Source organism: Trinickia sp. HAY1-2D (assembly GCF_056754935.1).
On the sequence record NZ_JBPGWX010000002.1, the window covers coordinates 3,856,224 to 3,880,641 of the forward strand.

General features: G+C 64.0%; 25 protein-coding genes, 1 tRNA gene and 1 pseudogene. 18 read left to right on the forward strand and 9 right to left on the reverse strand.

What is annotated here, in order from left to right:
- Nucleotides 1-21: 21 nt before the first annotated feature.
- From lptA to ACR9ZC_RS24990, 8 genes are all read left to right on the forward strand, one after another.
- Nucleotides 22-684 carry a lipopolysaccharide transport periplasmic protein LptA gene (lptA, locus tag ACR9ZC_RS24955; protein WP_481582313.1) on the forward strand — a complete coding sequence of 221 codons (663 nt, stop codon included), beginning with the start codon at nucleotides 22-24 and terminating at the stop codon, nucleotides 682-684.
- Between the two features lie 77 nt (nucleotides 685-761).
- Nucleotides 762-1,487 carry an LPS export ABC transporter ATP-binding protein gene (gene lptB / locus ACR9ZC_RS24960; protein ID WP_173255154.1) on the forward strand — a complete coding sequence of 242 codons (726 nt, stop codon included), beginning with the start codon at nucleotides 762-764 and terminating at the stop codon, nucleotides 1,485-1,487.
- Nucleotides 1,488-1,666: 179 nt separating this feature from the next.
- On the forward strand, nucleotides 1,667-3,172 hold the full coding sequence (locus ACR9ZC_RS24965; RefSeq protein ID WP_481582314.1) for an RNA polymerase factor sigma-54: 1,506 nt from the start codon (nucleotides 1,667-1,669) through the stop codon (nucleotides 3,170-3,172).
- Between the two features lie 171 nt (nucleotides 3,173-3,343).
- Nucleotides 3,344-3,700, forward strand: coding sequence for a ribosome hibernation-promoting factor, HPF/YfiA family (gene hpf / locus ACR9ZC_RS24970; RefSeq protein ID WP_173255078.1), 357 nt, complete (start codon nucleotides 3,344-3,346; stop codon nucleotides 3,698-3,700).
- 292 nt (nucleotides 3,701-3,992) lie between these two features.
- Entirely contained in the window at nucleotides 3,993-4,448 is a 456-nt protein-coding gene (gene ptsN, locus ACR9ZC_RS24975; RefSeq protein ID WP_331569267.1) for a PTS IIA-like nitrogen regulatory protein PtsN, read from the forward strand.
- 122 nt (nucleotides 4,449-4,570) lie between these two features.
- On the forward strand, nucleotides 4,571-5,539 hold the full coding sequence (gene hprK / locus ACR9ZC_RS24980) for an HPr(Ser) kinase/phosphatase (protein ID WP_481582315.1): 969 nt from the start codon (nucleotides 4,571-4,573) through the stop codon (nucleotides 5,537-5,539).
- Between the two features lie 95 nt (nucleotides 5,540-5,634).
- On the forward strand, nucleotides 5,635-6,534 hold the full coding sequence (gene rapZ / locus ACR9ZC_RS24985) for an RNase adapter RapZ (protein ID WP_440561623.1): 900 nt from the start codon (nucleotides 5,635-5,637) through the stop codon (nucleotides 6,532-6,534).
- Between the two features lie 42 nt (nucleotides 6,535-6,576).
- A complete protein-coding gene (locus tag ACR9ZC_RS24990; protein WP_481582316.1) occupies nucleotides 6,577-7,212 on the forward strand; it encodes an LON peptidase substrate-binding domain-containing protein in 636 nt (211 codons plus the stop codon).
- 61 nt (nucleotides 7,213-7,273) lie between these two features.
- Here ACR9ZC_RS24990 and mutY read toward each other — a convergent pair whose 3' ends face one another.
- Nucleotides 7,274-8,407 carry an A/G-specific adenine glycosylase gene (gene mutY, locus ACR9ZC_RS24995; RefSeq protein WP_481582317.1) on the reverse strand — a complete coding sequence of 378 codons (1,134 nt, stop codon included), beginning with the start codon at nucleotides 8,405-8,407 and terminating at the stop codon, nucleotides 7,274-7,276.
- A gap of 17 nt (nucleotides 8,408-8,424) precedes the next feature.
- Nucleotides 8,425-9,252, reverse strand: a complete 828-nt coding sequence (gene mutM, locus ACR9ZC_RS25000) for a bifunctional DNA-formamidopyrimidine glycosylase/DNA-(apurinic or apyrimidinic site) lyase (RefSeq protein ID WP_481582318.1) — start codon at nucleotides 9,250-9,252, stop codon at nucleotides 8,425-8,427.
- A gap of 107 nt (nucleotides 9,253-9,359) precedes the next feature.
- Between mutM and ACR9ZC_RS25005 the strand changes: the two genes are divergently transcribed.
- The 7 genes from ACR9ZC_RS25005 to pth all read left to right on the forward strand — a co-directional run bounded on the left by ACR9ZC_RS25005 (nucleotide 9,360) and on the right by pth (nucleotide 15,380).
- Complete coding sequence (locus ACR9ZC_RS25005) at nucleotides 9,360-11,204, forward strand: tetratricopeptide repeat protein (protein ID WP_481582319.1); 1,845 nt, start codon at nucleotides 9,360-9,362, stop codon at nucleotides 11,202-11,204.
- Nucleotides 11,204-11,824, forward strand: a complete 621-nt coding sequence (gene lolB, locus ACR9ZC_RS25010) for a lipoprotein insertase outer membrane protein LolB (protein ID WP_481582320.1) — start codon at nucleotides 11,204-11,206, stop codon at nucleotides 11,822-11,824. Before ACR9ZC_RS25005 ends, lolB begins: the two co-directional genes overlap by 1 nt.
- Nucleotides 11,825-11,855: 31 nt before the next feature.
- On the forward strand, nucleotides 11,856-12,737 hold the full coding sequence (ispE, locus tag ACR9ZC_RS25015) for a 4-(cytidine 5'-diphospho)-2-C-methyl-D-erythritol kinase (RefSeq protein ID WP_481582321.1): 882 nt from the start codon (nucleotides 11,856-11,858) through the stop codon (nucleotides 12,735-12,737).
- Between the two features lie 53 nt (nucleotides 12,738-12,790).
- Nucleotides 12,791-12,867, forward strand: a tRNA-Gln gene (locus tag ACR9ZC_RS25020).
- Between the two features lie 39 nt (nucleotides 12,868-12,906).
- Entirely contained in the window at nucleotides 12,907-13,863 is a 957-nt protein-coding gene (locus ACR9ZC_RS25025; protein WP_331569400.1) for a ribose-phosphate pyrophosphokinase, read from the forward strand.
- A 161-nt stretch (nucleotides 13,864-14,024) separates the two neighbouring features.
- On the forward strand, nucleotides 14,025-14,642 hold the full coding sequence (locus tag ACR9ZC_RS25030) for a 50S ribosomal protein L25/general stress protein Ctc (RefSeq protein WP_331569281.1): 618 nt from the start codon (nucleotides 14,025-14,027) through the stop codon (nucleotides 14,640-14,642).
- 135 nt (nucleotides 14,643-14,777) lie between these two features.
- Entirely contained in the window at nucleotides 14,778-15,380 is a 603-nt protein-coding gene (gene pth / locus ACR9ZC_RS25035; RefSeq protein ID WP_481582322.1) for an aminoacyl-tRNA hydrolase, read from the forward strand.
- 148 nt (nucleotides 15,381-15,528) lie between these two features.
- Here the strand turns inward: pth and ACR9ZC_RS25040 are convergent.
- From ACR9ZC_RS25040 to rsmD, 3 genes and pseudogenes are all read right to left on the reverse strand, one after another.
- A pseudogene (locus tag ACR9ZC_RS25040) lies at nucleotides 15,529-15,783 on the reverse strand (YfhL family 4Fe-4S dicluster ferredoxin); the annotation flags it as partial.
- A gap of 82 nt (nucleotides 15,784-15,865) precedes the next feature.
- Nucleotides 15,866-16,369 (reverse strand): pantetheine-phosphate adenylyltransferase, encoded by a 504-nt coding sequence (coaD, locus tag ACR9ZC_RS25045; protein WP_481582769.1) that lies wholly within the window; start codon nucleotides 16,367-16,369, stop codon nucleotides 15,866-15,868.
- 102 nt (nucleotides 16,370-16,471) lie between these two features.
- Nucleotides 16,472-17,086 carry a 16S rRNA (guanine(966)-N(2))-methyltransferase RsmD gene (rsmD, locus tag ACR9ZC_RS25050; protein WP_331569286.1) on the reverse strand — a complete coding sequence of 205 codons (615 nt, stop codon included), beginning with the start codon at nucleotides 17,084-17,086 and terminating at the stop codon, nucleotides 16,472-16,474.
- Nucleotides 17,087-17,333: 247 nt separating this feature from the next.
- Between rsmD and ftsY the strand changes: the two genes are divergently transcribed.
- A complete protein-coding gene (gene ftsY, locus ACR9ZC_RS25055) occupies nucleotides 17,334-18,560 on the forward strand; it encodes a signal recognition particle-docking protein FtsY (protein ID WP_481582323.1) in 1,227 nt (408 codons plus the stop codon).
- 27 nt (nucleotides 18,561-18,587) lie between these two features.
- Here ftsY and maiA read toward each other — a convergent pair whose 3' ends face one another.
- Both maiA and ACR9ZC_RS25065 read right to left on the reverse strand, forming a co-directional pair.
- Nucleotides 18,588-19,235, reverse strand: a complete 648-nt coding sequence (gene maiA, locus ACR9ZC_RS25060; RefSeq protein ID WP_481582324.1) for a maleylacetoacetate isomerase — start codon at nucleotides 19,233-19,235, stop codon at nucleotides 18,588-18,590.
- Nucleotides 19,236-19,259: 24 nt separating this feature from the next.
- Nucleotides 19,260-19,976, reverse strand: coding sequence for a fumarylacetoacetate hydrolase family protein (locus ACR9ZC_RS25065; protein WP_481582325.1), 717 nt, complete (start codon nucleotides 19,974-19,976; stop codon nucleotides 19,260-19,262).
- A gap of 140 nt (nucleotides 19,977-20,116) precedes the next feature.
- On the opposite strand from ACR9ZC_RS25065, the gene ybiB reads away from it, so the two are divergent.
- Together ybiB and leuA are read left to right on the forward strand one after the other, a co-directional pair.
- Nucleotides 20,117-21,085, forward strand: a complete 969-nt coding sequence (gene ybiB, locus ACR9ZC_RS25070) for a DNA-binding protein YbiB (protein ID WP_481582326.1) — start codon at nucleotides 20,117-20,119, stop codon at nucleotides 21,083-21,085.
- 348 nt (nucleotides 21,086-21,433) lie between these two features.
- Nucleotides 21,434-23,089 (forward strand): 2-isopropylmalate synthase, encoded by a 1,656-nt coding sequence (leuA, locus tag ACR9ZC_RS25075; protein WP_481582327.1) that lies wholly within the window; start codon nucleotides 21,434-21,436, stop codon nucleotides 23,087-23,089.
- Nucleotides 23,090-23,132: 43 nt separating this feature from the next.
- Here the strand turns inward: leuA and ACR9ZC_RS25080 are convergent, their stop codons facing one another.
- On the reverse strand, nucleotides 23,133-23,516 hold the full coding sequence (locus ACR9ZC_RS25080; RefSeq protein ID WP_331569296.1) for a nuclear transport factor 2 family protein: 384 nt from the start codon (nucleotides 23,514-23,516) through the stop codon (nucleotides 23,133-23,135).
- Nucleotides 23,517-23,559: 43 nt separating this feature from the next.
- Nucleotides 23,560-24,138 carry an acyloxyacyl hydrolase gene (locus tag ACR9ZC_RS25085; protein ID WP_481582328.1) on the reverse strand — a complete coding sequence of 193 codons (579 nt, stop codon included), beginning with the start codon at nucleotides 24,136-24,138 and terminating at the stop codon, nucleotides 23,560-23,562.
- Between the last annotated feature and the right edge of the window lie 280 nt (nucleotides 24,139-24,418).

Genomic DNA, 24,418 nt, shown 5'->3' on the forward strand with positions numbered 1-24,418 from the left:
TCCCAAACGTAGCGTGACCGCATGAACCCATCGTTCTTTTTTTCCGAGTACCGCCGCGCGCGCGCCTTTCTCAAGGCCGTGCTGCTGGCCGCCGTCTGCGGCGTCGGCCTCGGCGGCGCGCCGCTCGCGCATGCCGAGCGCGCCGATCGCGACAAGCCGCTCAATATCGAAGCGGACAACATGACCTACGACGACCTCAAGCAGGTCAACATCTTTACGGGTCACGTGGTTGCCACGAAGGGCACGATCGTCATCAAGGCCGACCGCGTCGAAGTGAAGCAGGACCCGCAAGGTTACCAATATGCGACGGGCACGATGACGGGCCACGGGCTCGCTTATTTCCGCCAAAAACGGGATGGCGTCGACGAATACGTCGACGGCACCGCTGAACGCATCGACTATGACGGCAAGCAGGACTTGACGACACTGACGACGAATGCGACGGTAAGGCGCTTGCAGGGCCTCTCGACGGTGATGGATCAGGTGCATGGCAGCGTCATCACCTATGACGGCCAGAAAGAGTTCTATACCGCGCGCGCGGGCAAGGACGTCGCGGGACCGGGCAATCCGACCGGGCGCGTGCGCGCGATGCTCTCGCCGCGCAACGGCGCGCCGGGGCCGCTCAACGGCAGCCCCGCCACGCTCGCGCCGGCCACCGGAATTCAAGGGACACCGCAGCAGTGAATACGCTTTCCACTACCGAGGCAGGGGCGAATGCCGCCGCGCACGCCACCGCGCCCGCAAAAACGAGCTCGCTCGTCGTGCGCAACCTCAGGAAACGCTACGGTTCGCGTACCGTCGTGAAAGACGTCTCGCTCGATGTGAAAAGCGGCGAGGTGGTGGGGCTGCTCGGCCCCAACGGCGCGGGCAAGACCACATCGTTTTACATGATCGTCGGTCTCGTGCCGCTCGACGCGGGCGACATCATGCTCGACGGCAACCCGATCAGCTTCATGCCGATCCACAAGCGCGCGGCGCTCGGTCTGTCCTATCTGCCGCAGGAAGCGTCGGTGTTTCGCAAGCTGACCGTGGAACAGAATATCCGCGCCGTGCTCGAACTGCTGCATGACGAGAACGGCAAGCGGCTCGGGAAACAAGCCATCGAGGCCCGCACCGAGGCGCTGCTCGACGAGCTGCAGATCGGCCATCTGCGCGAAAACCCGGCGCTCTCGCTTTCCGGCGGCGAACGCCGGCGCGTGGAGATCGCGCGCGCGCTCGCGACGAATCCGAGCTTCATTCTGCTCGACGAGCCGTTTGCCGGCGTCGACCCGATCGCAGTGCTCGAAATCCAGAAAATCGTCAAATTCCTCAAGCAACGCAACATCGGCGTACTGATCACCGATCACAACGTGCGTGAAACGCTCGGTATCTGCGATCACGCCTACATCATCAGCGATGGCAGCGTGCTCGCCGCCGGTGCGCCGCGCGAAATCATCGAAAACGAGAGCGTGCGGCGCGTCTATCTCGGCGAGCATTTCCGCATGTAACGCGCTCGGGCCGGGGCGCAGCACCCTGTCGGCCCGGTCGGCCTGGCCCTGTCCGTCCGCCTGCAATTTTTACCCCCTCCCGCGCCCCGGCGCGCGCGGCCCGGCCTCCATCGGGAAAAACCGCGCGCGGCGAGGTTTCGCGCTTGTGGCAAAGTCTCTACAATGAAACCCAACTTGCCATGAAAGCCAGCCTTCAACTTCGCCTGTCGCAGCATCTTGCGCTGACCCCTCAACTGCAACAGTCCATTCGGCTGCTGCAGCTGTCCACGCTCGAACTGCAGCAGGAAGTGGCGATGGCCGTCGCGCAAAACCCCTTGCTCGAGAGCGAGGAGGAATGGATCGCGAGTCCGTTGCGCGTGGCGGGCGACGGCTCGGTGATCGCCCAGACGCCCGGGCCGAGCGCGCCGGAGCCGATGAGCGGCAACGCTTCGGACGGCGCGTCGGAGCGCGCGGGAACGAGCGACTCGGGTCCTTCGGACGAGTACAACGGCATGTCCTCGTCGGACAGCGGCGATGCGTCGCAGTGGAACCTCGACGACTACGGCCGCTCGTCGACACCGTCGGACGACGACGATCTGCCGCCGCTGCAGATCCACGAGCCGACCACAACCCTGCGCGACCATCTGATGGCCCAGCTGCGCGTCACGCAGGCAGGCCTGCGCGACCGGGCACTGATCACCTTCCTGATCGAATCGCTCGATGACGACGGCTACCTCACCGCGTCGCTCGACGAAGTGATCGCCGATCTGCCCGACGAGCTGGAAGTCGATCTCGACGAGCTGAATGCCGCGCTCGCGCTCTTGCACAGCTTCGATCCGGCCGGCGTCGGTGCGCGCTCCGCCTCCGAATGCCTGCGGCTGCAGTTGCTGCGGCTGCCCGATACACCTACACGCAAGCTGGCCCTCGAGATCGTGGGGCAGCATCTCGAGTTGCTGGCCGCGCGCGATTTCACGCGTTTGAAGAAACAGCTGAAGACGACCGATGACGCGCTGCGCGAAGCGCACGCGCTGATCCGCTCGCTCGAGCCGTTCCCCGGCGCGGCCTACGGCAAAGCCGAAGCCGATTATGTAGTGCCGGATATCATCGTGAGAAAGACCGGCCAGGGATGGCAGGCCGAGCTGAACCCGGAAGTGGTTCCCCGGCTGCGGATCAACCACCTCTACGCGAACATCCTGCGCGACAACCGGGGCGACCCGGGCAGCGGCTCGTTGCGCCAGCAACTGCAGGAAGCCCGTTGGCTCATCAAGAACATCCAGCAGCGCTTCGAAACGATCCTGCGCGTCGCGCAGGCCATCGTCGAGCGTCAGAAGAGCTTTTTCGTGCACGGCGAAATCGCCATGCGCCCCTTGGTTTTGCGAGAAATAGCTGATACGCTGGGCTTACACGAATCGACGGTCTCGCGCGTCACTACCGGCAAGTACATGCTCACCCCATTCGGGACGCTGGAATTCAAGTACTTTTTCGGGTCGCACGTCTCGACCGACACAGGGGGGGCCGCCTCATCCACGGCCATTCGCGCGCTCATCAAGCAACTGATAGGAGCAGAAGACTCGAAAACGCCTCTTTCAGACAGCCGCATAGCCGAACTGCTGGCCGAACAGGGCTTCGTGGTAGCGCGTAGAACCGTCGCCAAATACCGCGAAGCGCTGAAGATCCCGGCAGTCAACCTGCGCAAGTCTCTGTAGCTTTTCGCGTTTACGCGGAAGGCATTTTCCGGCCGCGATGCCATTGGCGCGAAGGCCGGCCGAGACGACCCGCCGCTCGTCAGTCACGCGGGGTGATGTTCGAGCGGGCCGCTTTCCGACCGGTTACGCCGCGCCCATGCGCGTGAGAAGGCCATTTGTTTGGAGAGCACTATGAATCTGAAGATCAGTGGACGCCATCTCGAAGTAACGCCGGCACTGCGCGAATATGTGGTTACCAAGCTGGACAAGGTGCTACGACACTTCGATCAGGTGATTGATGGCAACGTGGTCCTCTCGGTCGACAATCAGAAGGAAAAGGACAAGCGGCAAAAAGTGGAAATCAATCTCCACCTAAAGGGCAAAGACATCTTCATCGAAAGCGCCAACGGCGACCTGTACGCCGCTATCGATCTCATGATCGACCGGCTCGATCGGCAGGTCATGCGCCACAAGGAGCGCATCCAGGAACATCAACACGACGCCATCAAGCACCAGGAGGCGCCGCTGGGCGAGCAGCCGCAGCCCTGAGTCGAGCGGGCGGCACGCAGGACGCGCGCCGCTCACCCCGCGAAGCCGCCCTGAAACGGGCGGTTTTTTCATGCGTACGCCGCACCGCCCGGACCGCTCGAATTGCGCGTTCGTCCGCACGTTTGCGCAGTGCAACACCCTATCCGGCTGATTTATAATGTGCCGGTCATTTGCGGGGCAGCCGGCCAAGTCGCCGTTCGAGGCACGGGCCACGAATCCGACCGGCCCGGTCGAAACCGACAACCCGTCAGTTGCCGCGAGGAGCGCCCAGGCGACGCGTTAGCCTGCCAACATGAATCGTTTAGCCAAATTCCTTCCCCTCGAAAACGTCGTCATCGAACTATCCGTCACGAGCAAGAAGCGCGTATTCGAGCAAGCGGGGCTGATTTTCGAAAACCAGAACGGAATCGCACGCAGCGCAGTGACGGACAACCTGTTCGCGCGCGAACGCCTCGGCTCGACAGGTCTCGGCGAAGGAGTCGCCATTCCGCACGGCCGGATCAAAGGCCTCAAGCAGCCGCTCGCCGCCTTCGTGCGCCTGGAGCAGCCGATTCCATTCGAAGCCCCGGACGGCCAGCCCGTTTCGCTCCTGATCTTCCTGCTCGTACCCGAGCAGGCCACGCAGCAGCACCTCGAAATCCTGTCCGAGATCGCCCAGTTGCTCTCCGATCGCGAAACGCGCGAACGACTGCATACGGAAGCAAGCCACGAGGAGTTGCATCGGCTACTCACCCAGTGGCACCCTTGACACTATCGTGAACTCGCCCGGGAGGGCATTCGCACACGGCCCGGACGCGTAGCCTGTCGATCGGCGGCGCGCGTCGACGGCCGGCGGGTTGTAGCAGTCTATTTGGACGGAGTCAGGGATTCATGGATACTTCCAGCATCAACGCCCAGAGCATCTTCGACGACAACGCAGCCTCGCTCAAATTGAGCTGGCTGACGGGGCATGAAGGCTGGGAACGCGGCTTTTCGGCGGAGACCGTCGCCAATGCTACCTCGAGCGCGGATCTCGTCGGCCACCTGAACCTCATCCATCCGAACCGGATCCAGGTGCTGGGCGATGCCGAGGTCAATTACTATCAGCGGCAAACGGACGAGGACCGCTCGCGCCATATGTCGGAGCTGATCGCGCTCGAGCCGCCGTTTCTCGTCGTGGCGGGCGGAGTCGCCGCGCCGCCCGAGCTGGTGCTGCGCTGTACGCGCTCCTCGACGCCGCTTTTCATGACGCCGATGTCGGCCGCCGCCGTCATCGACAATCTGCGCCTTTACATGTCGCGCATTCTTGCTCCGCGCGCGACACTGCATGGCGTATTTCTCGACATCCTGGGCATGGGCGTATTGCTGACCGGCGACTCCGGTCTCGGCAAAAGCGAACTCGGTCTCGAACTCATCAGCCGCGGCCACGGACTCGTGGCCGATGACGCGGTCGATTTCGTCCGACTCGGCCCCGATTTCGTCGAAGGCCGTTGCCCGCCGCTGTTGCAAAACCTGCTCGAAGTGCGCGGCCTCGGCTTGCTCGACATCAAGACGATCTTCGGCGAAACGGCTGTGCGCCGGAAGATGAAGCTGAAACTGATCGTCCAGCTCGTACGCCGCCCCGACGGCGAGTTCCAACGGCTGCCGCTCGAAAGCCAGACGGTCGACGTGCTGGGCCTGCCGATCAGCAAAGTCACGATCCAGGTGGCCGCCGGGCGCAACCTCGCCGTGCTCGTCGAGGCCGCGGTGCGCAATACCATCCTGCAGTTGCGCGGTATCGACACGCTGCGCGACTTCATGGACCGCCAACGCCTCGCCATGCAGGATCCCGACAGCCAGTTGCCTGGCAAGCTCATGTGATCGATGGCCGGGCCGGCGCATGCCGCGCCCGGCCCATTGTCCGCTCGAACGAGGCCCAATGCTGGTGATATGATGAGATGAACGAGTCTTCTCCCATGCGTATAGTCCTGATCACCGGCATTTCCGGCTCCGGCAAATCTGTCGCACTGAACGCGCTCGCGGACGCGGGGTATTACTGCGTCGACAACCTGCCGCCGCGCTTTTTGCCGTCGCTCGTGCAATACCTGGCGACCGAGGACGATGGCCAGGAGCGGCTCGCGGTCGCCATCGATGCCCGTTCGAGCGCCTCGCTCGACGAGATGCCCGGCATCATCCGCGATCTGGCCAGCGAACACGATGTGCGCGTGCTGTTCCTCAATGCGAGCACCCAATCGCTGATCCAGCGCTTCTCCGAAACGCGGCGCCGTCATCCGCTTTCGGGCACGCCGGCGCACGATGCCGATGTCGGATTGCTCGCCTCGCTCGAAGAAGCGATCGAGAGGGAGCGTCACCTGGTTGCGCCGCTCGCTGAGTTCGGGCATCAGATCGATACGAGCAGCTTGCGCGCGAACGTGTTGAGGGCGTGGGTGACCCGCTTCATCGAAGACCAGCGCGAGGGCTTGATGCTGATGTTCGAATCGTTCGGGTTCAAGCGCGGCTTGCCGCTCGACGCCGACTTCGTATTCGATGTGCGCGCTTTGCCGAACCCGTACTACGATGACCGTCTGCGTCCGCTCACCGGACGCGATAAGCCTGTCATCGATTACCTCGATGCACTGCCGATCGTCCACGAGATGATCGACGATATTCATACCTTCGTGATGAAATGGCTGCCGCGGTTTCGCGAAGACAACCGCAGCTACCTGACCGTCGCGATCGGATGCACGGGCGGGCAGCACCGCTCCGTGTTCATCGCGGAGACGCTCGCCGCGCGTCTTGCCCGCGAAGCGACGGTCATCGTGCGGCACCGGGACGCGCCGGTTCAAATCGGCGAATCGTCGAGACTAGTGGCTTAACCCGCCGCGCTCAAGGCAGCGGCTCTTTCGAAGCGTTGCGCCATGTCCTCCAATCCTGCCGTCTACGCCGATCTACCGCTCTTTCCCCTGCACACGGTACTGTTCCCGGACGGGATTTTGCCGCTGAAGATTTTCGAGGCTCGCTATCTCGACATGGCACGAACGTGCTTGCGCGAGGATGCCCCCTTCGGCGTGTGCCTGCTGAAAAGCGGAAGCGAAGTGGCGCACGGCGACGAGCCCGCCGTGCCCGAAGCGGTCGGCTGTCTCGCGCGCATCGAGCATTGCGATGTCGACGAGTTCGGCATGCTGCACGTTCGCGCCCGCGGCACCGAGCGCTTCCGGCTGCTCTCGCACCGGGTGGAACCGAGCGGTCTGCTCGTCGGCATGGCCGAGCCGCTCGCCCAGGACATTCCGCTCGAAGGCGCCGACGCCCTGGCGAAGTTCGGTGCCTGCGCGGAAGTGCTCGAACGCATCATCGAAACGCTTCGCGAGCGCGACCCGGAGTGTCAGCCGTTCGGCGAGCCGCTGCGTTTCGACGATCCCACGTGGGTCTCGAATCGCCTCTCGGAAGTGTTGCAAATCCCCTTGCGGGCGCGCCAGAGACTCATGGAGCTCGTCGACGTCAACGCGCGCATCGATTGCGTCCACCACTATATGCAGCAGCATCAGCTGCTCTAGCCGGCCGGAGGATGTTCGAACCGCGTTGCGTTACCGAATGGCTCGCTATTGCGCCCCTGCGTCATAGCAACGAGCCCTCGAGGCCCTTGAGCCCCTCGAGCAGCTTGCGCACCGGCGCCGGCACGCCGTAGGCGTCGAGTTCGTCCAGTGGCACCCATGCGCTCTCTTCGTCGCGCAGCTCGCGCGCACCTTGCGGCGCGCGCATATCGTAGTCGGCCAGGCGCGGCTCGATATCGAGCTTGAAATGCGTGAACGTATGCGTGAGCGGCGCGAGGCGAGCCAGCGGGTTCGCCGCGCCGAGCTCGCCCGCGCGTACGGCGAGCGCGGCTTCATCGGCCGCTTCGGGCAAGCTCCATAGTCCGCCCCAGATGCCCGTGGGCGGACGCCGTTCGAGCAGCACGGCGGGCCCATCGCGCAATATCAACATCCAGGTGCGGCGAGTCGGAATCGTCTTTTTCGGGCGTGCGACGGGCAGCTCGCGCTGCCGCCCCGTCAAGTTGGCCACGCATTCGGCGGCAAACGGACAGTGCGCGCAATCGGGTTTGCCGCGTACGCACAGCGTCGCACCGAGATCCATCAGACCTTGGGTGTAGGCACTCACTTGGGCGCTGCTGGCGTCCGCGCCGGGCATCAGCGTCTCGGCCAGCGCCCACATGGCTGTCTCCACGCGTTTGTCGCCCGGAAATCCGTCGATGCCGAAGATGCGGGCGAGCACACGCTTGACGTTGCCATCGAGGATCGTCGCACGCGCGCCGAATGCGAACGAGGCGATCGCCGCCGCAGTCGATCGGCCAATGCCGGGCAATGTGGCGAGTGCGTCCGGCGACGCCGGAAATGCGCCGCCATGCTGCGCGACGACGACTTGGGCGCAGCGGTGCAGATTGCGTGCACGGGTGTAGTAGCCGAGGCCCGCCCAAAGCGCCATCACGTCGTCGACGTTCGCCGCGGCCAGCGCGGCGACATCGGGAAAGCGCGAGAGGAACCTGGCGTAGTAGGGAATCACCGTTGCGACTTGCGTCTGTTGCAACATGATCTCGGAGAGCCAGATTCGATAAGCGTCGCGCGTGTTTTGCCACGGCAGGTCGTGACGGCCGTGCCGGCGCTGCCAGGCGATGAGGCGCTCGGCAAAGACGGCATGCATCTCGACTGGGGCGGGCGCCGTGCAATCGAGCGCGATGAGAGCAGGGTCGGACATGAGAGAAAATGTTGAGTTCAGCGCTGGCAATGCGCACAGAAATAGGTCGAGCGCTGCCCCTGCACGAGATGCCGGATCGGCGTGCCGCAAACGCGGCACGGCAAGCCGGCCCGGTCGTAGACATGACAATCGAGCTGAAAGTAGCCGCTTTCGCCGTCGCTGCCGACGAAATCGCGCAGCGTGCTGCCGCCGCGCTCGATCGCCGCGGCAAGCGTGGCGCACACCGCTTGTGCAAGCCGCTCGCAGCGCGCATTCGACAGGCGGCCGGCCGCGGTCGTCGGCCGGATGCCTGCTCGAAACAGGCTCTCGGAAGCGTAAATGTTGCCGACGCCCACGACGATGTCCCCCGCCAGGAGCGCCTGCTTGATCGATACCTTGCGCCCGCGCGTGCGCCGGTGAATCAGCGCGCCCGTGAATTCGGGCGAGAACGGTTCGACCCCGAGGTCAGCCAACAGCGGATGAGTATCGATGCTGCCCGCGGTACGCGGATGCCAAAGGACGGCCCCGAAGCGGCGCGGATCGCGGTAGCGCAGCACGAATTCGTCGAAGACCCAGTCGATATGGTCATGCCTGGCTGGCGCCGGGATGCCGGCGTTCGGCAAAACGCGCAGCGTGCCCGTCATGCCGAGATGGACGATGAACCAGCCGGCGTCGATCTCGAACAGCAGATACTTGCCGCGCCGCCCCACTGCCCTGATCTGCTGCCGGGCCAGCGTGACCGCCAGTTGCGCCGGAATGGGCCAGCGCAAAGCCGGCGTGCGCACGTCGACGCGCTCGACGCGGCGCCCGCGCACGTAAGGCTCGATACCGCGGCGGGTCACTTCGACTTCTGGCAGCTCTGGCATGTCAATTGGCCGTGAATCACTGGAGATAGGGCGCTACTTGCGCGGTCGAATCTGCGTGTATTGTAGCGAGCGCGTTACAATCGACTGAAACCCTCGAACGGATCTCCATGATTTTGTCCCTGAAGCTGCCTTCGACGCGCCCGGACAGCGTGCGCTCAGCCCGACGCGGCGCACCCGTCGGCCGGATCGCCGCGGGCCTTGTCACCGCATTCGCGCTCGCCGCGTATCCCGCGTTCGCACAAGATCCGGCGCCGTCCGACGATTCGGCCACGGCCTCATCGAGCACCGATCTTTTCTCTTCCTCGCTGCCCGAGGAGACGAAAGGTTTGCCGGACGTGCCGCTCACGAGCCAGATCGTTTTCCAGGTACTGGCGGCGGAAATCGCGTTGCAGCGCAATGAACCGGCGCCGGCTTACCAGACGTATCTGGCGCTCGCTCGGGACACCCACGATCCGCGCATGGCGCAGCGCGCCGCCGAAATCGCCATTGCCGCACAAAGCCCGGCCGATGCGCTCGCCGCCGCGCAGCTGTGGCGGCAATACGCGCCCAGCTCCGAGCGCGCCGCGCAGCTCGACGCGTCGCTGCTCGTGCTGTCGGGCAAGCCCGACGAGGCCGAACCGATGCTCGCGGCCGAGTTGGCGAAGGTCCCCGCCGCGGAGCGCGGCAGCTCGATCCTCGCGCTCCAGGTCCTGCTTTCGCGCGGGCCCAACCGCGTGGGCGGATTGCATGTGCTGCAGGATCTGTTGAAGCACGACCTCGATCGGCCCGAGGCATTGACGGCGATCGGCCGCCAGCAACTGCTGGCCGACGACCAGCCGGGCGCTCGGACTTCGTTGGTGCAGGCGCTCAAGCTCAAGCCCGATTACCTGCCCGCGGCGCTCGCACTCGCGCAAATGGGACCGGAGGCGCGCAACGACGCGATCGCCTCGTTCGAGTCGGTCGTGAAGCAAAACCCGAAATCGCACGATGCCCGGCTCGCGCTGGCGCAGCTCTATCTATCGAGCGAACGCGTCGAAGATGCCCAAAAGCAGTTCGAAGCGATGCATAGCCTCGATCCGCACGACCCGACACCGCTAATGGCGTTAGGTCTCATCAAAATCCAGCAAAAGCAGTACGACGCGGCTCAGAAGTACCTGAAGCAGTATGCCGATCTGACGGAGAAGACGCCGGGTGCCGATGCCGGGCAGGCTTACATCTTTCTCGCGCAGTTGGCCATCGAGCAGAAAGACGAGGCGCAAGCCGCCAAGTGGCTCGACAAGGTCACGCCGGACAGCCCGCGCTATGTTTCGGCCCGTGTCACGCGCGCGCAGTTGCTCGCCAAGCAAGGCAAGACCGACGATGCGCGCAAGATGCTCGCCGATCTGCAAAGCCCCGACCCTCGCGCGCAGGCGCTCATCGCGCGCACCGACGCCGCGATCCTGTTCGACGCAAAGCGCTACGGCGAGGCCGAAGCGCGCCTCGCGGCCGCTAACGACGCGTTCCCCGACGATCCCGAAATCCTCTACGACCTTGCCATGGCCGCGGAGAAAACCGGGCATTTCGACCTCATGGAGTCGAAGCTGCGCCAGCTCATCAAGGACCAGCCCGACAATCCCCAAGCTTATAACGCACTCGGTTATTCGCTTGCGGACCGCAATCAACATCTCGACGAAGCCGAAAAGCTGATCGAGAAAGCTTCCTCGCTCGCGCCGAACGATGCGTTCATCATGGACAGCCTGGGTTGGGTCAAATACCGCCGTGGCGACACGAACGACGCGGCGCGGCTTTTGCGCAAGGCATACGATCTGCAGCCGAACGCCGAAATCGGCGCGCACCTCGGCGAAGTGCTCTGGAAGAGCGGAGATCAGGCCAAGGCGAAGGCCGCCTGGCGCGACGCCCGCAAGCTCGAGCCCGACAACGATACGCTCGTGAAGACGCTCAAACGCTTCCAGGTCAACACCAACGATCTCTGATGGCTTTTTGTTTCCCCCTTCGTACTTCCCTTCGTTCGTTCGTCGCGGCGGCATGTGCGGTCGCGGCGATTTCCGGTTGCTCGGTCGCGCCGACGCGCGGGCCCTCTACGTCGAACGCGGCCACATCGCTTTCCACACAGACGAACCGCGCCTACCGGGGCCGCTTCTCGGTCAGGTACACCGATGTCAACGGCCGGCCCCGGAATGCATATGGCAACTTCGACTGGCAGGAGCAAGGCGACACGGTCACGCTGCAACTGCTGAACCCGTTCGGCCAGACGCTCGCGATCGTGACGTCGTCGCCCTCCGCCGCGACGCTCGAGCTGCCGAATCGCCAACCGATGACGGCTGACGACGTAGGGACGCTGATGCGCAACGCGCTCGGCTTTTCGCTACCGGTCGAAGGCCTGCGCTATTGGTTGCAACCGTCGCCGGCGCCGACTTCGCACGCGAAGACGGTGCCCGATCCGCAGGTCCAGTCGCGCCTCAAGGAGATCGACCAGGACGGTTGGACCATTCAGTACGTGAGCTACGCCGATGCACCGGAAACGGGCGTGAAACGCGTCGATCTGACGCGCCGCGAGCCGCCGCTGGACATCAAGCTGGTCCTGGACCGATGACATCTCCCCGCGCGAACTCTGAACGCGAAGCATGATCGAAACGACCGAATCGCTGCGGGACTGTCCGGCCCCCGCCAAGCTCAATCTGTTCCTGCATATCACGGGCCGTCGGCCGGACGGCTATCACGCGCTCCAATCGGTGTTTCAGCTGCTCGATTGGGGCGATACGCTGCATTTCACGCTGCGTGCCGACGGCGAGATACGCCGCCGGAACGCCATTGCCGGAGTGCCCGAGGCAAGCGATCTCGTCGTCCGCGCGGCGAAGCTGCTCAAAGCGCAAACTGGGACCCCCCTGGGGGCCGATATCGACATCGAGAAACGGCTGCCGATGGGTGCCGGCCTGGGCGGCGGCAGCTCCGATGCGGCAACGACGCTGCTCGCGCTGAATCGGCTCTGGAAGCTCGGCTTGTCGCGTGAAACGCTCTGCTCGCTCGGGCTCACGCTCGGCGCCGACGTTCCGTTTTTCGTCTTCGGCCGCAACGCGTTCGCCGAAGGCGTCGGCGAGGCCCTGCGGCCCGTCGCGCTGCCATCGCGCTACTTCCTCGTCGTCACGCCTAAAGTCCATGTACCGACTGCAGCGATTTTCTCCGACAAGTCGTTGACACGCAATTCGGAACCCGTCACAATTACGGACTTTCTCGCACAGCAAAGTTGCGATGCAAGATGGCCTGACAGCTTCGGCCGGAATGACATGCAGCCCGTTGTCGTGGGAAAATACGCGGAAGTCGCGCAGGTGCTGGAGTGGTTTGATCGCGTCGCACCCGCGCGGATGACTGGATCGGGTTCAAGCGTTTTTGCCGCCTTCACCAGCATCGCCGAAGCGGAAGCGGCACAAGCCAAACTGCCAGCAGGTTGGACGAGCGCCGTGGTACGGAGTCTGGATACGCATCCACTCCTCGCTTTCGCGTCATGAGTTTTCGCCTCGCCGGAGGTCAATCGCAATCCGGCGGAGCTCAGAGTCAGTGTAGGGGAGTCGCCAAGTTGGTCAAGGCACCGGATTTTGATTCCGGCATGCGAGGGTTCGAGTCCTTCCTCCCCTGCCAAACATTCCCGCAGTCCCCGCCTCCAGCAGCAGGTGCATGATGAGCAGCCATGACGGCCTAATGGTTTTTACTGGCAACGCGAATCCGGCGCTTGCGCAAGAAGTCGTCAGAATTCTCGGCATACCCCTCGGCAAAGCCATGGTCAGCCGTTTTTCGGACGGCGAGATCCAGGTCGAGATCCAGGAGAACGTGCGCGGCAAGGATGTCTTCGTGCTCCAGTCCACCTGTGCGCCCGCGAACGACAATCTGATGGAGCTGATGATCATGGTCGATGCGCTCAAGCGCGCCTCGGCCGGTCGCATCACCGCCGCCATCCCCTACTTCGGCTATGCCCGCCAGGATCGCCGCCCGCGCTCGGCGCGCGTGGCGATTTCGGCGAAGGTCGTGGCGAACATGCTGGAAATCGCCGGTGTCGAGCGGATCATCACGATGGATCTGCACGCCGACCAGATTCAAGGCTTCTTCGACATTCCCGTCGATAACATCTATGCGACGCCGGTGCTGCTGGGCGATCTGCGCAAGCAGAACTACGAGAACCTGCTCGTGGTATCGCCCGACGTCGGCGGTGTGGTACGGGCGCGTGCGCTTGCGAAACAGCTCAATTGCGATCTGGCCATCATCGACAAGCGCCGTCCTAAAGCGAACGTCGCCGAAGTGATGAACATCATCGGCGAAGTCGAGGGCCGGACCTGCGTGATCATGGACGACATGGTCGATACGGCCGGTACGCTGTGCAAAGCCGCACAGGTGCTCAAAGAGCGCGGCGCGAAGCAGGTCGTCGCTTACGCAACGCACCCCGTGCTATCCGGCGGCGCGGCCGAGCGGCTGACGAATTCCGAGCTCGACGAGCTCGTCGTGACGGACACGATTCCGCTCAGCGACGAATCGCGCGGTTGCGAGAAGATCCGCTCGCTCTCGTGCGCGGGGCTGCTGGCGGAGACGTTCTCGCGCATCCGCCGCGGCGATTCGGTGATGTCGCTGTTCGCCGAAAGCTGAGCATCGCAAACAAGACATGACTGGAGGCGCTGCTTCGTGCAGCGCCTTTGGCTTGAGAGGCACCTTCCTATCGGATGTGCCGCGTTACCATGGGGCCGACGCGCCAAATGCGCCGATGCCCCGTTTCGCTGCCTGGTCGCGGGCAGTTATGGAGATTGAACATGAAAGTCGTCGCCTTCGAGCGCAACAAGCAAGGTACGGGTGCGAGCCGCCGCCTGCGCAATTCCGGCAAGACGCCGGGAATCGTGTATGGCGCCAACAGCGAGCCGCAACTGGTCGAACTCGATCACAACGCCCTCTGGCACGCCCTGAAGAAGGAAGCGTTCCACTCGTCGATCCTCGATCTCGAAGTGGCCGGCAAGTCGCAAGCCGTGCTGCTGCGCGATGTGCAATATCATCCGTTCCGTCAGATCGTGCTGCACGTGGACTTCCAGCGCGTCGATGCGAACAAGAAGCTGCATACGAAGGTGCCCGTGCACTTCATGAACCAGGAAACGAACCCTGCCGTGAAGCTCGGCGGCGCGGTGATCTCGCACGTCGTGACCGAAGTGGAAATCGAGTGCCTTCCTGGCGATCTGCCTGAATACGTGGAACTCGATCTCGCGAAGATCGAAGCGGGCCAGTCACTGCACGCGAAGGACATCGTATTGCCCAAGGGCGTGTCGCTGACGGCTCACATCGAAGCGGAAAATCCCGTGATCGCCGCTGCTGCGGTGCCGGCCGGTGCCGTGTCGAGCGAAGCCGCTGCCGAAGGCGAAGGCGAGACGCCGGCAGCCTAAGGATTTCGTCGATCGATATCCTCTCGATCCGTTTCAATGGGACGGACGACGTGACCCGCCGCGGCATGCCCGGCGGGTTTTTTTTTCATCTTTCGGCCGGTGGCTATAGCTGAGGGCTGATGGCTGAGACGAACCATGATCAAACTGATCGTCGGGCTCGGTAACCCGGGCGCCGAATACACCGCGACACGCCACAATGCGGGCTTCTGGCTCGTCGATCAACTCGCGCGTGACGCCGGCGCCACGCTGCGCGACGAGCGGCGCTTTCACGGCTTTTATGCCAAAGCGCGACTGTTCGGCGAAGAGATCCATCTGCTCGAACCGCAAACCTACATGAACCGCTCGGGTCAGTCGGTCGTCGCGCTCGCGCATTTCTTCAAGATATTGCCCGACCAGATCCTCGTCGCTCACGACGAACTCGATCTGCCGCCCGGCGCCGTCAAGCTCAAACTCGGCGGTGGGAGCGGCGGTCATAACGGCCTCAAGGACATTTCAGCGCATCTCTCGTCGCAGCAGTATTGGCGCCTGCGCATCGGCATCGGACATCCGCGCGACCTGATTCCCGAGGCTGCGCGCGCGGGCGCAAAACCCGATGTCGCGAACTATGTGTTGAAGCCTCCCCGCAAGGAAGAGCAGGAAGACATCGATACGGCGGTCGAACGGGCGCTAGCCGTCATGCCGCATGTGGTGAAAGGGGAATTGGAGCGGGCGATGATGCAGTTGCATCGCGCGGCGTGACACGGTGCGTGTGGTGAGGTCCGCTCGCGTGCTGCGCGTGTAAGCGGGACGACACAAGCACACAAGCCGCGAATCAGCCGGCCTTGTTATCGGCGTCGTTCTCGTTCTTGTTTGCGCTGTTATCCCCGCTGCCGCCGCCATTCGGTGCAGCGGCTTTCGCTGCCTGCAGCTTGCGGTATTTGACGAGCAATTCCTCGGCGCTTTCCACGTGTTGCGGATCGCGAGGAATGCATTCGACGGGGCAAACCTGCTGACACTGCGGCTCATCGAAATGGCCAACGCATTCGGTGCACTTCGACGGGTCGATCACATAGATCTCCGGTCCCATCGAGATTGCGTCGTTCGGGCACTCGGGCTCGCACACGTCGCAATTGATGCATTCGTCGGTAATAATCAGGGCCATACTGCCGCAACCTTCCTGAAAGATTCCACATTATAGCTTCGCCGTTCCAGGCCCGATCGACGGCGTAAGGCTGCCGCGAGCGTCACGGCGCCGCGGAATGCGGCCCCATTTGAGCGACCTTCTCCTTGAGCCACTTTTCGACCGACGGGAACACGAACTTGCTCACGTCGCCGCCCAGCTGTGCAATCTCGCGCACGATCGTTCCCGAAATGAACTGGTACTGATCCGACGGCGTCATGAACATCGTTTCCACGTCAGGCAGCAGATAGCGGTTCATGCCGGCCATCTGGAACTCGTATTCGAAATCGGAGACCGCGCGCAGGCCGCGCACGATCACGCGTGCGTTGTTTGCCCGTACGAAGTCCTTGAGCAGCCCGCTGAAGCTCATTATCTGCACATTGGAATAATGCCCAAGCACCTCTTGAGCGATGTCCAGCCGCTCTTGCAGCGTGAAAAACGGCTTCTTGTTGCGGCTGTCCGCAACACCGACCACGAGCGTGTCGAATATGCTCGCCGCGCGGCGCACGAGGTCCTCATGACCCCGGGTGAGCGGGTCGAACGTACCCGGGTACACGGCGACTACCATGGACATCTCCTCTCGTTATCCGTCGGGGCGCCCCGCCATCCGCGGGCCGCTGCGGACCGGGAGCGGCTCCCTGCCCGCCCGGTATCGCGTTCGAAACGGGCATTATTCATCATTTTCGCGCTGCAGCAAATGATAGTGGACCGCGCCGGCCTTGCCGCGGCGGACAATGCTCCACCCGCCGAGCAGCGGCTCCTCTTCGTCGAGCGGCTCGCCCGACTCGACATACAGCCAGCCGTCGTCCGCGACGAGCGGCAGGGCGAGCTCCAACGCACGCGAGAGCATCCCCTCGCCGAAGGGCGGATCGAGAAAAACGACGTCGAACGAGCGCGGAGCGAGGCTCCCGGCCAGCTTCAGCCCATCGGCCTCGGCGATCTCGATCGCGCGAGCGGCCAAACGCGCCTGGTTCTCGCGTAGCTGCCTCGCGGCGCGCGCGTTGCGCTCGACCATCACGACCCGCTCGGCCCCTCGCGATGCCGCTTCGAACCCCAGCGCACCGCTGCCCGCGAACAGGTCCAGGCAACGTTGACCGTCGAGCCGCTGGCCCAGCCAATTGAAGAGCGTTTCCCGGACGCGGTCGGGCGTCGGGCGCAGGCCTTCGAGATCGAGCACGGGCAACGGCGTGCGCTTCCAGTCGCCGCCGATGATACGGACCGTATGGCCTTTGCCGCGGGCGGCTGATTGCTGCGGCGTGCGCGAATGAGAAGTGGAGCGAGGCATCGAACGGAACTCGAGTGAAACGGGCAAGCGCACACGACGACAGCGCCGCTCAGTACGCAACGGCGCCCACGTTACCACAGCATCTATCCTGACGCGCCGTTCGGCGCGGGCGACGCGGGCCGCGTCGACGGCGCCTGATAAAATAGCCATCTTTTGCCGCGCAGCGCGGGCCGCGTCATCTGCCCCGCCCGCGACAGGCGCCACCGCAAGCGTCGCGGCGCACCAAGCCCAATCCACCGTCCAGGCCATGTTCAGTTTTTTCAAGCGATTCAAGGGCTCGAAAGCGCCCGAAACCGTCGAGGCGCCACCCGCGCCCGCCGCAGAAGAACCGGCCGCCGAGCCTGCGCGGGCACCCGCGCCGGCACCCGCGCCGGCGCAGGTAACGCCTAGTACGCCCACCGTCGACGCTGTGCGCGCGCCGCAAGCCGAGCCGGGACCCGAGCTGCAGCCGGCTCAGCCGCCGCTGCAGGCTGTCTCCGGCGCCGGGGCGCAAACAGCCCCCGCGCGAGCGGAGCCATTGGACGAGTCCGCAAACGAGGTCGTCGAGATCGTCCCCCCCGCCCCCGAGCCTGCCGCAAAGCAATCATGGCTTTCACGGCTGAAGGCCGGCCTGTCGAAGACGAGCGCAGGGCTGACCGGTATTTTCGTCGGGACGAAGATCGACGATGCGCTCTATGAGGAGCTCGAAACCGCGCTGCTGATGTCGGATGCCGGCGTCGAAGCGACGGAGTACCTGCTCGGGGCCCTACGCGAGAAGGTCCGTGCCGAACGCCTCACCGATCCGCAGCAAGTGAAATGGGCCCTCCGTTCGCTGCTCGTCGAGCTACTGAGTCCGCTCGAAAAGTCGTTGATGCTGGGACGTGCGCAGCCAATGGTCATGATGATCGCCGGCGTCAACGGCGCCGGAAAAACCACGAGCATCGGCAAGCTGGCCAAGCATTTGCAACGGTTCGAGCAGTCGGTGTTGCTCGCGGCCGGCGATACCTTCCGCGCTGCCGCCCGTGAACAACTCGCGATCTGGGGCGAGCGCAACAACGTGACCGTCGTATCGCAGGAAAGCGGCGACCCGGCGGCCGTGATTTTCGATGCGGTAAGCGCTGCGCGCGCTCGCAAGGTCGATATCGTGATGGCCGATACGGCAGGTCGTCTGCCCACGCAGCTTCATTTGATGGAGGAACTGCGCAAGGTCAAACGCGTGATCGGCAAAGCGATGGAGGGCGCGCCGCAAGAGGTGTTGCTCGTGATCGATGCCAACACGGGGCAGAACGCGCTCGCGCAAGTGAAGGCCTTCGACGATGCGCTTTCACTGACCGGCCTCATCGTCACGAAGCTCGACGGAACCGCGAAAGGCGGCATTTTGGTCGCGATCGCGCGCCAACGGCCGGTGCCCGTCTACTTCATCGGCGTGGGCGAGAAAGTCGAGGACTTGCAGCCCTTCAGCGCCGAAGAATTCGCCGACGCCCTGCTCGGCTGAACATGCCGCCTGCGGTCGGCCGCAGCCTCACTCCGCGTCCGGCTGCGCACCGGGCGCGGCACGCGCGAACGCATCGAGCCCGCTTGCGTGCTCGTAAAGACGCTGCAACGTCGGATAGGGCGCGATATCGATCTTGAACCGCAGCGCGTTGAATACTTGCGGCACGAGGCAAACATCGGCGAGCGTCGCCGTATCGCCGAATACGAACGTGCCTGTACGCGGATCGGCCGATAGCCGTGCCTCCAGCGAAGCGAACCCGTTTTCGATCCAATGCCGGTACCAGCCGTTCTTGGCCTCCTCGGAAACGCCCATCTCGCGCACGAGATAGCGCAGCACGCGCAGATTATCGAGCGGATGGATCTCGCAGGCGATCTGCAAGGCAATGGCCCGCACATACGCTCGATCCGCGGCCGCCGCGGGCAAAAGCGGTGGATTCGGATGCGTTTCCTCGAGATATTCGATGATCGCCAGCGACTGCTGCAATACCACGTCGTCGCCGTCCACGAGCGTCGGCACGATGGCGTCCGGACTGAGCTTGCGGTAATCGGCCGTGAGCTGCTCGCCGCCCGCGCGCAGCAGATGAACGGGCATGTACTCGTACGGCAGGTTCTTCAAATTGAGCGCAATGCGCACTCGGTATGCGGCCGAACTCCGGAAGTAGCTGTAAAGCTTCATGGTCGACTCCGACGACGCGCACGGTCACACAACGCGTACGCTGAATTCTCCGAGACCCTCGATGCCGCCCCTCATCGAATCGCCCTTGACGATCGCGCCCACACCTTCGGGTGTCCCCGTAAAAATCAGGTCGCCGGAGTTCAACTCGAACAACGTCGACAAATAAGCGATCGTTTCCGGTGTCGACCAGATCAATTGCGATACATCGGAGCGCTGTTTCTCGGTGCCGTTCACCTCGAGCCAGATGGCGCCCCGATCGATGTGGCCAACTCGCGCGACGGGGTGGATCGGGCCGATCGGCGCCGAATGATCGAAGCCTTTTGCGGTCTCCCAGGGCCGTCCCAGCTTTTTCGCTTCGGCCTGGAGATCGCGCCGCGTCATGTCGAGCCCGAGCGCGTAGCCGTAGACGTGCTCGAGCGCGTGCTCGACGGGAATGTCCCGACCGGCCTTGCCGATCGCAACGACGAGTTCCATTTCGTAATGGACATTGGTCGAACACGACGGATACGGAAATTCGCCCGTTGCGCCCGGCGCCACGTTCAGGACCGCGTCGGCCGGCTTCGAGAAAAAGAACGGCGGCTCGCGGTCCGGGTCATGGCCCATTTCGCGCGCGTGCGCCTCGTAATTGCGTCCGACGCAATAGATGCGGCGCACAGGGAAGCGCCGGCCGGTGCCCGCAGCGGCGGTCGTTTCCGCGACCGGCACCGAGACGGTGGGCGCCGGAGCAAACACGTAATCCATTCCCCTCTCCCTGCAATGAAAGAAACCAGTTTAACGCGCGTGCAGGAGCCACGGCTTGCAAGATCGCGGCGAATGCGGTACTCAATGAGATTGCACAGCCTACTTACTTCGACGGGTTCTCGTCGCACCCGCTTCCTGTCATGACTGAATCCGCCGCCTCGCCGGGCACCTTTGCCTGCGCCCGTTTCATCAAGGAAATCGGACGCGGTCCGAACGGAGCCCGCGCGCTCTCGCCCGAAGACACGCACGCGTTGTATAGCGCGATGCTCGATGGCCGCGTCTCGGATATCGAGCTCGGCGCGGTGATGCTCGCCTACCGGCTCAAAGGCGAGACGGCTGCGGAACTCGCCGCCATGCTCGAGGCCGCGCAAGCGTCGTTCGCGTTACTGCGCGTGCCGGCCGGTGAGAGCCGGCCCGTCTCCATTCCGAGCTACAACGGCGCGCGCAAGCAGCCCAACCTGGTGCCGCTGCTCGCGCTGCTGCTCGCGCGCGAGGGCGTACCGACGCTCGTGCACGGCGTGAGCGAGGATGCCGGGCGGGTGACGAGCGCAGAGATTTTCGCGAGGCTGGGGATCGCGCCGGCCAAGTCCCATCCCGAGATCGAGGCCCAATTGGCCAGCCGCGCGCTCGCCTTCGCGCCGATCGAGGTGCTGGCGCCGAAGCTCGCGCGGCTTTTGGCGCTGCGCCGGATCATGGGCGTGCGCAATTCGACGCATACGCTCGTGAAAATCCTGCAGCCGTTTTCGTCTCCGGGCCTGCGGCTCGTCAACTATACGCATCCGGAGTATCGCGAGAGCCTCGCCGAACTCTTCGCCGGCCATCCGGCAGCAGCCGTCGGCGGAGCGTTGCTCGCACGCGGCACCGAGGGCGAGGCTGTAGCCGACACGCGCCGCCAAGTCCAGATCGACTGGCTGCACGACGGCGTGGCCGAAACGCTCGTCGCGGCCGAGCGCAGTTCCTCCGAAGCGCAACCGGCCGCTCTGCCCGAATCGCGCGATGCGGACACGACCGCGGCGTGGACCCAGGCCGTGCTGGACGGCCGGCAGCCCGTGCCGCCGACGCTCGCGCGCCAGGTGGAGACGATCGTAAGGGTCGTGCGGCAGGATTAGCCGAACGGCGACGGTTGACAGCGTCGCCGTCGCTGACATACAGTGCGCTTCATGCGTTCCATTTCGAACACCCTCCGAATTACCTCCGGCCGACTAGCGCGGCCTCTATCGCTACGACTAGCGTAAGCCAGCCGTAGCGCCGCGTGTCGTTTGCGCGGTCCTCCTGCAGTTCCCGCAGTTCCGTTTCGCCCAAACCGCAGTTCCCTACAAACCGTAGTCGTCAGCATTCGGCCGAATACCGTTCGGGCGAATCGCGAAATGCGCCGGCGCGTTGTGCGCCCCGGCACGGCTGGCCAGCCGCCGAGCCTGCCTCGCGTTTCGCAGACGACGCAACGAACGAGGTTCGCCATGCTCCGCAATCCCGCCGGGAAGTACCGACCGTTTCAGCCTGTTCGCCTCGCCACGCGCAAGTGGCCGAGCCGGACGATCGAGTCCGCGCCGATCTGGATGAGTACCGATCTTCGCGACGGCAATCAGTCGCTGATCGACCCGATGACGATCGAGCAGAAGCTCGAGTTCTTCGAGATGCTCATTGCTATCGGGTTCAAGGAGATCGAGGTCGGCTTCCCGTCGGCATCGCAAACGGACTTCGACTTCGTACGCAGGCTGATCGACGAGCGGCGGATTCCTGAGGACGTGACGATCGAAGTCCTCGTGCAGTCACGCGCCGATCTCATCGCGCGCACATTCGAAGCTCTCGAAGGCGCCCCACGCGCCATCGTCCATCTGTACAACGCGATCTGCCCCTCGTTCAGGCGCATCGTATTCGATGCTTCGAAGGAAGACGTCAAAGCGCTCGCCGTCGAGGGCACACGGCTCATCAAGGAAGAGGCCCAACGACGGCCCGGCACGCGGTGGACGTTTCAATACTCGCCCGAGACGTTCAGCATGACCGAGCTCGCCTTCGCGCGTGAAGTCTGTGACGCTGTCGCGCAAACCTGGGCGCCGACGCGCGAGCACAAGATGATCCTGAATCTTCCGGCCACGGTCGAAGCCGCTACGCCCAATGTGTTCGCCGACCAGATCGAATGGATGGATCGCAACCTTGCCTGGCGCGACAGCATCGTGCTTTCGGTGCATCCGCACAACGATCGCGGCACGGCAGTCGCAGCGGCCGAGCTGGCGTTGCTCGCGGGAGCCGAGCGCATCGAAGGGTGCCTGTTCGGCAACGGCGAGCGCACGGGCAACGTCGATCTCGTGACGCTCGCGCTGAACCTTTATACGCAAGGCATCGATCCGGGCCTCGATTTCTCCGATATCGACGCGGTGCGCCGCGTCGTGGAGCGTTGCAACGCAATACCCGTCCATCCGCGCCACCCCTACGCGGGCGATCTCGTCTTCACAGCCTTCTCCGGCTCGCACCAGGATGCGATTCGCAAAGGCTTCGCGCGGCGATCGGCCGAGGCGGTTTGGGAAGTGCCCTACCTGCCCGTCGATCCGGCGGACCTCGGTCGCAGCTACGATGCGGTCATACGCGTGAACAGCCAATCGGGCAAAGGCGGCTCGACATTCCTGCTCGAGCGCGGGCTCGGCTTTGCGCCACCGCGCCGCCTGCAAATCGAATTCAGTCATGTCGTGCAGCAAATCGCCGACGAATCCGGCGTCGAAGTCACGGGCGAAGCGATCTGCGAACGGTTCGCCCGCGAATATCTCGGCGTGCGGGGACCGGCCACGCGCACCGACCCCGCCACGGTGCGCTGGCAGCGTCGCGAAGTGGCCCGTATCGGCGGAGACCCGGCGCATGCGCAAGGCGATGCACTCGTCGAAGCGGTGGCGTGCGCGCTCAGCGCCGAGGCCGCCTGCCCGATCGATGTCTGCTCCTACGAGACTGCACGCACGGCCGACGGCGGCTGGGCCGCGTTCGTCGGCTGTCGTGCGGGCAGCGCGCCGCTGCGTTTCGGCGTCGGCGTGCATGCCGATGCCGCGACGGCCGCGGTGGATGCGCTCATCAGCGCGGTGAACAGGTTCGAGTGGAGCGACGACGAGCGTCAGGCCGCAGCGTGAGACGAATACGCTGCCGGTAAGGGAACGCGCGCGCGCCGACGCGTCATTCGAGCGCGCAGCGCGTCGCGTGCCACGCCACGAGACGCCATTGGCCGTCTTCTTGCGCCTGAATGGCCGTATAGGCGATCGGATAGAGCAAGGCGCCGTTGTTCGCTTCCATTTCGATCAACGCGCGCCCCGTCACAACACACGTCTCGCTGCCGACGGGCAACACGTCTTGCGATTGCACTTCGATTTGCCGGTAGCGCCGTCGGCCCGCGGAGATGGCGTCGATGAATTGCTGCTTCGTCTCGCGCTTGCCGTTGGTATGAACGAAGCTCACGTTCTCGGACAGCAACTCGTTGAGCATCGGCACGTCGCCGTCGACCATTGCGCGAAACCGGTCCCGCTCGAGTACGCGAATCGCTTCGATCATCTTTGCCGCCATCGCTCAGCTCCCATGCACCCGAATGCCGCACGGGACATTCGCGTCAGAAGTTGTATTGCAGATATAGCTGGCTGAAATTTATACCAGGATTCGGCTCTTTGATACCGGCATTCGAGACATGTTGAAATCGAAAGCCGGCCTGGTACTGCTGGTGGCCGCCGAATTGCGCGCCGACGCCGACGATCTCGGTGAACTGAAAGGCCGTGCCCATCGAGTAACCATCCTTGATCGTCACACGTGAGACCCCGCGCACACCCGCGCCCGCCTCGATGAATGGGCGAACGGCGCCAGCGCTTTTGATGAAGCGGACCATGGGCTGTACACCGAACGTGTAGACGTCATGACGCGACGTTCCGTTGCCCGGGTGCCAATAGTCCACATGGGCTTCGCCGACGAGAGAAAAATGCCAGCCGCCCATTTCCCACCAATTGATGCCCGGGTCCCAGACGAGGCCCAGGTCGAGCTTGTTGACATCGTGCTCGCCAAATCCTCCTCCGAGCTGCACGCCGAAAGTATCGGCCCGCGCGAGGCCCGGTGCCGCGGCAAGCATGGTGGCCGCCGCCAGTGCCGCTATGACGAAAACGCTCAAGGGACGTTGCCGGATCCGGTTCTTCTTTTTCATTCGCATACTCCGAAGGGGCTCGTTGATGATCGGGCCACTACCACGCGCCATGCGGCCCGAAGCGCGTCTATCTTACGGTATGGTTTTTCCGCGCGTCGTATCGTCTCGCGCAATACACAATCTCGGAAAAAGGGGATGCTTCAGTTCGATTCAACCCCAATTCCTGCTCGCGTCCCCCTTCGCGGCCGGCTTGCGACCAATAGAGTAGAATTGCCTATCGACTCAACGGAATCGATAGCTTCGCGGAACTTCCGGCGCCATTTGAGACTCCAACACTTAG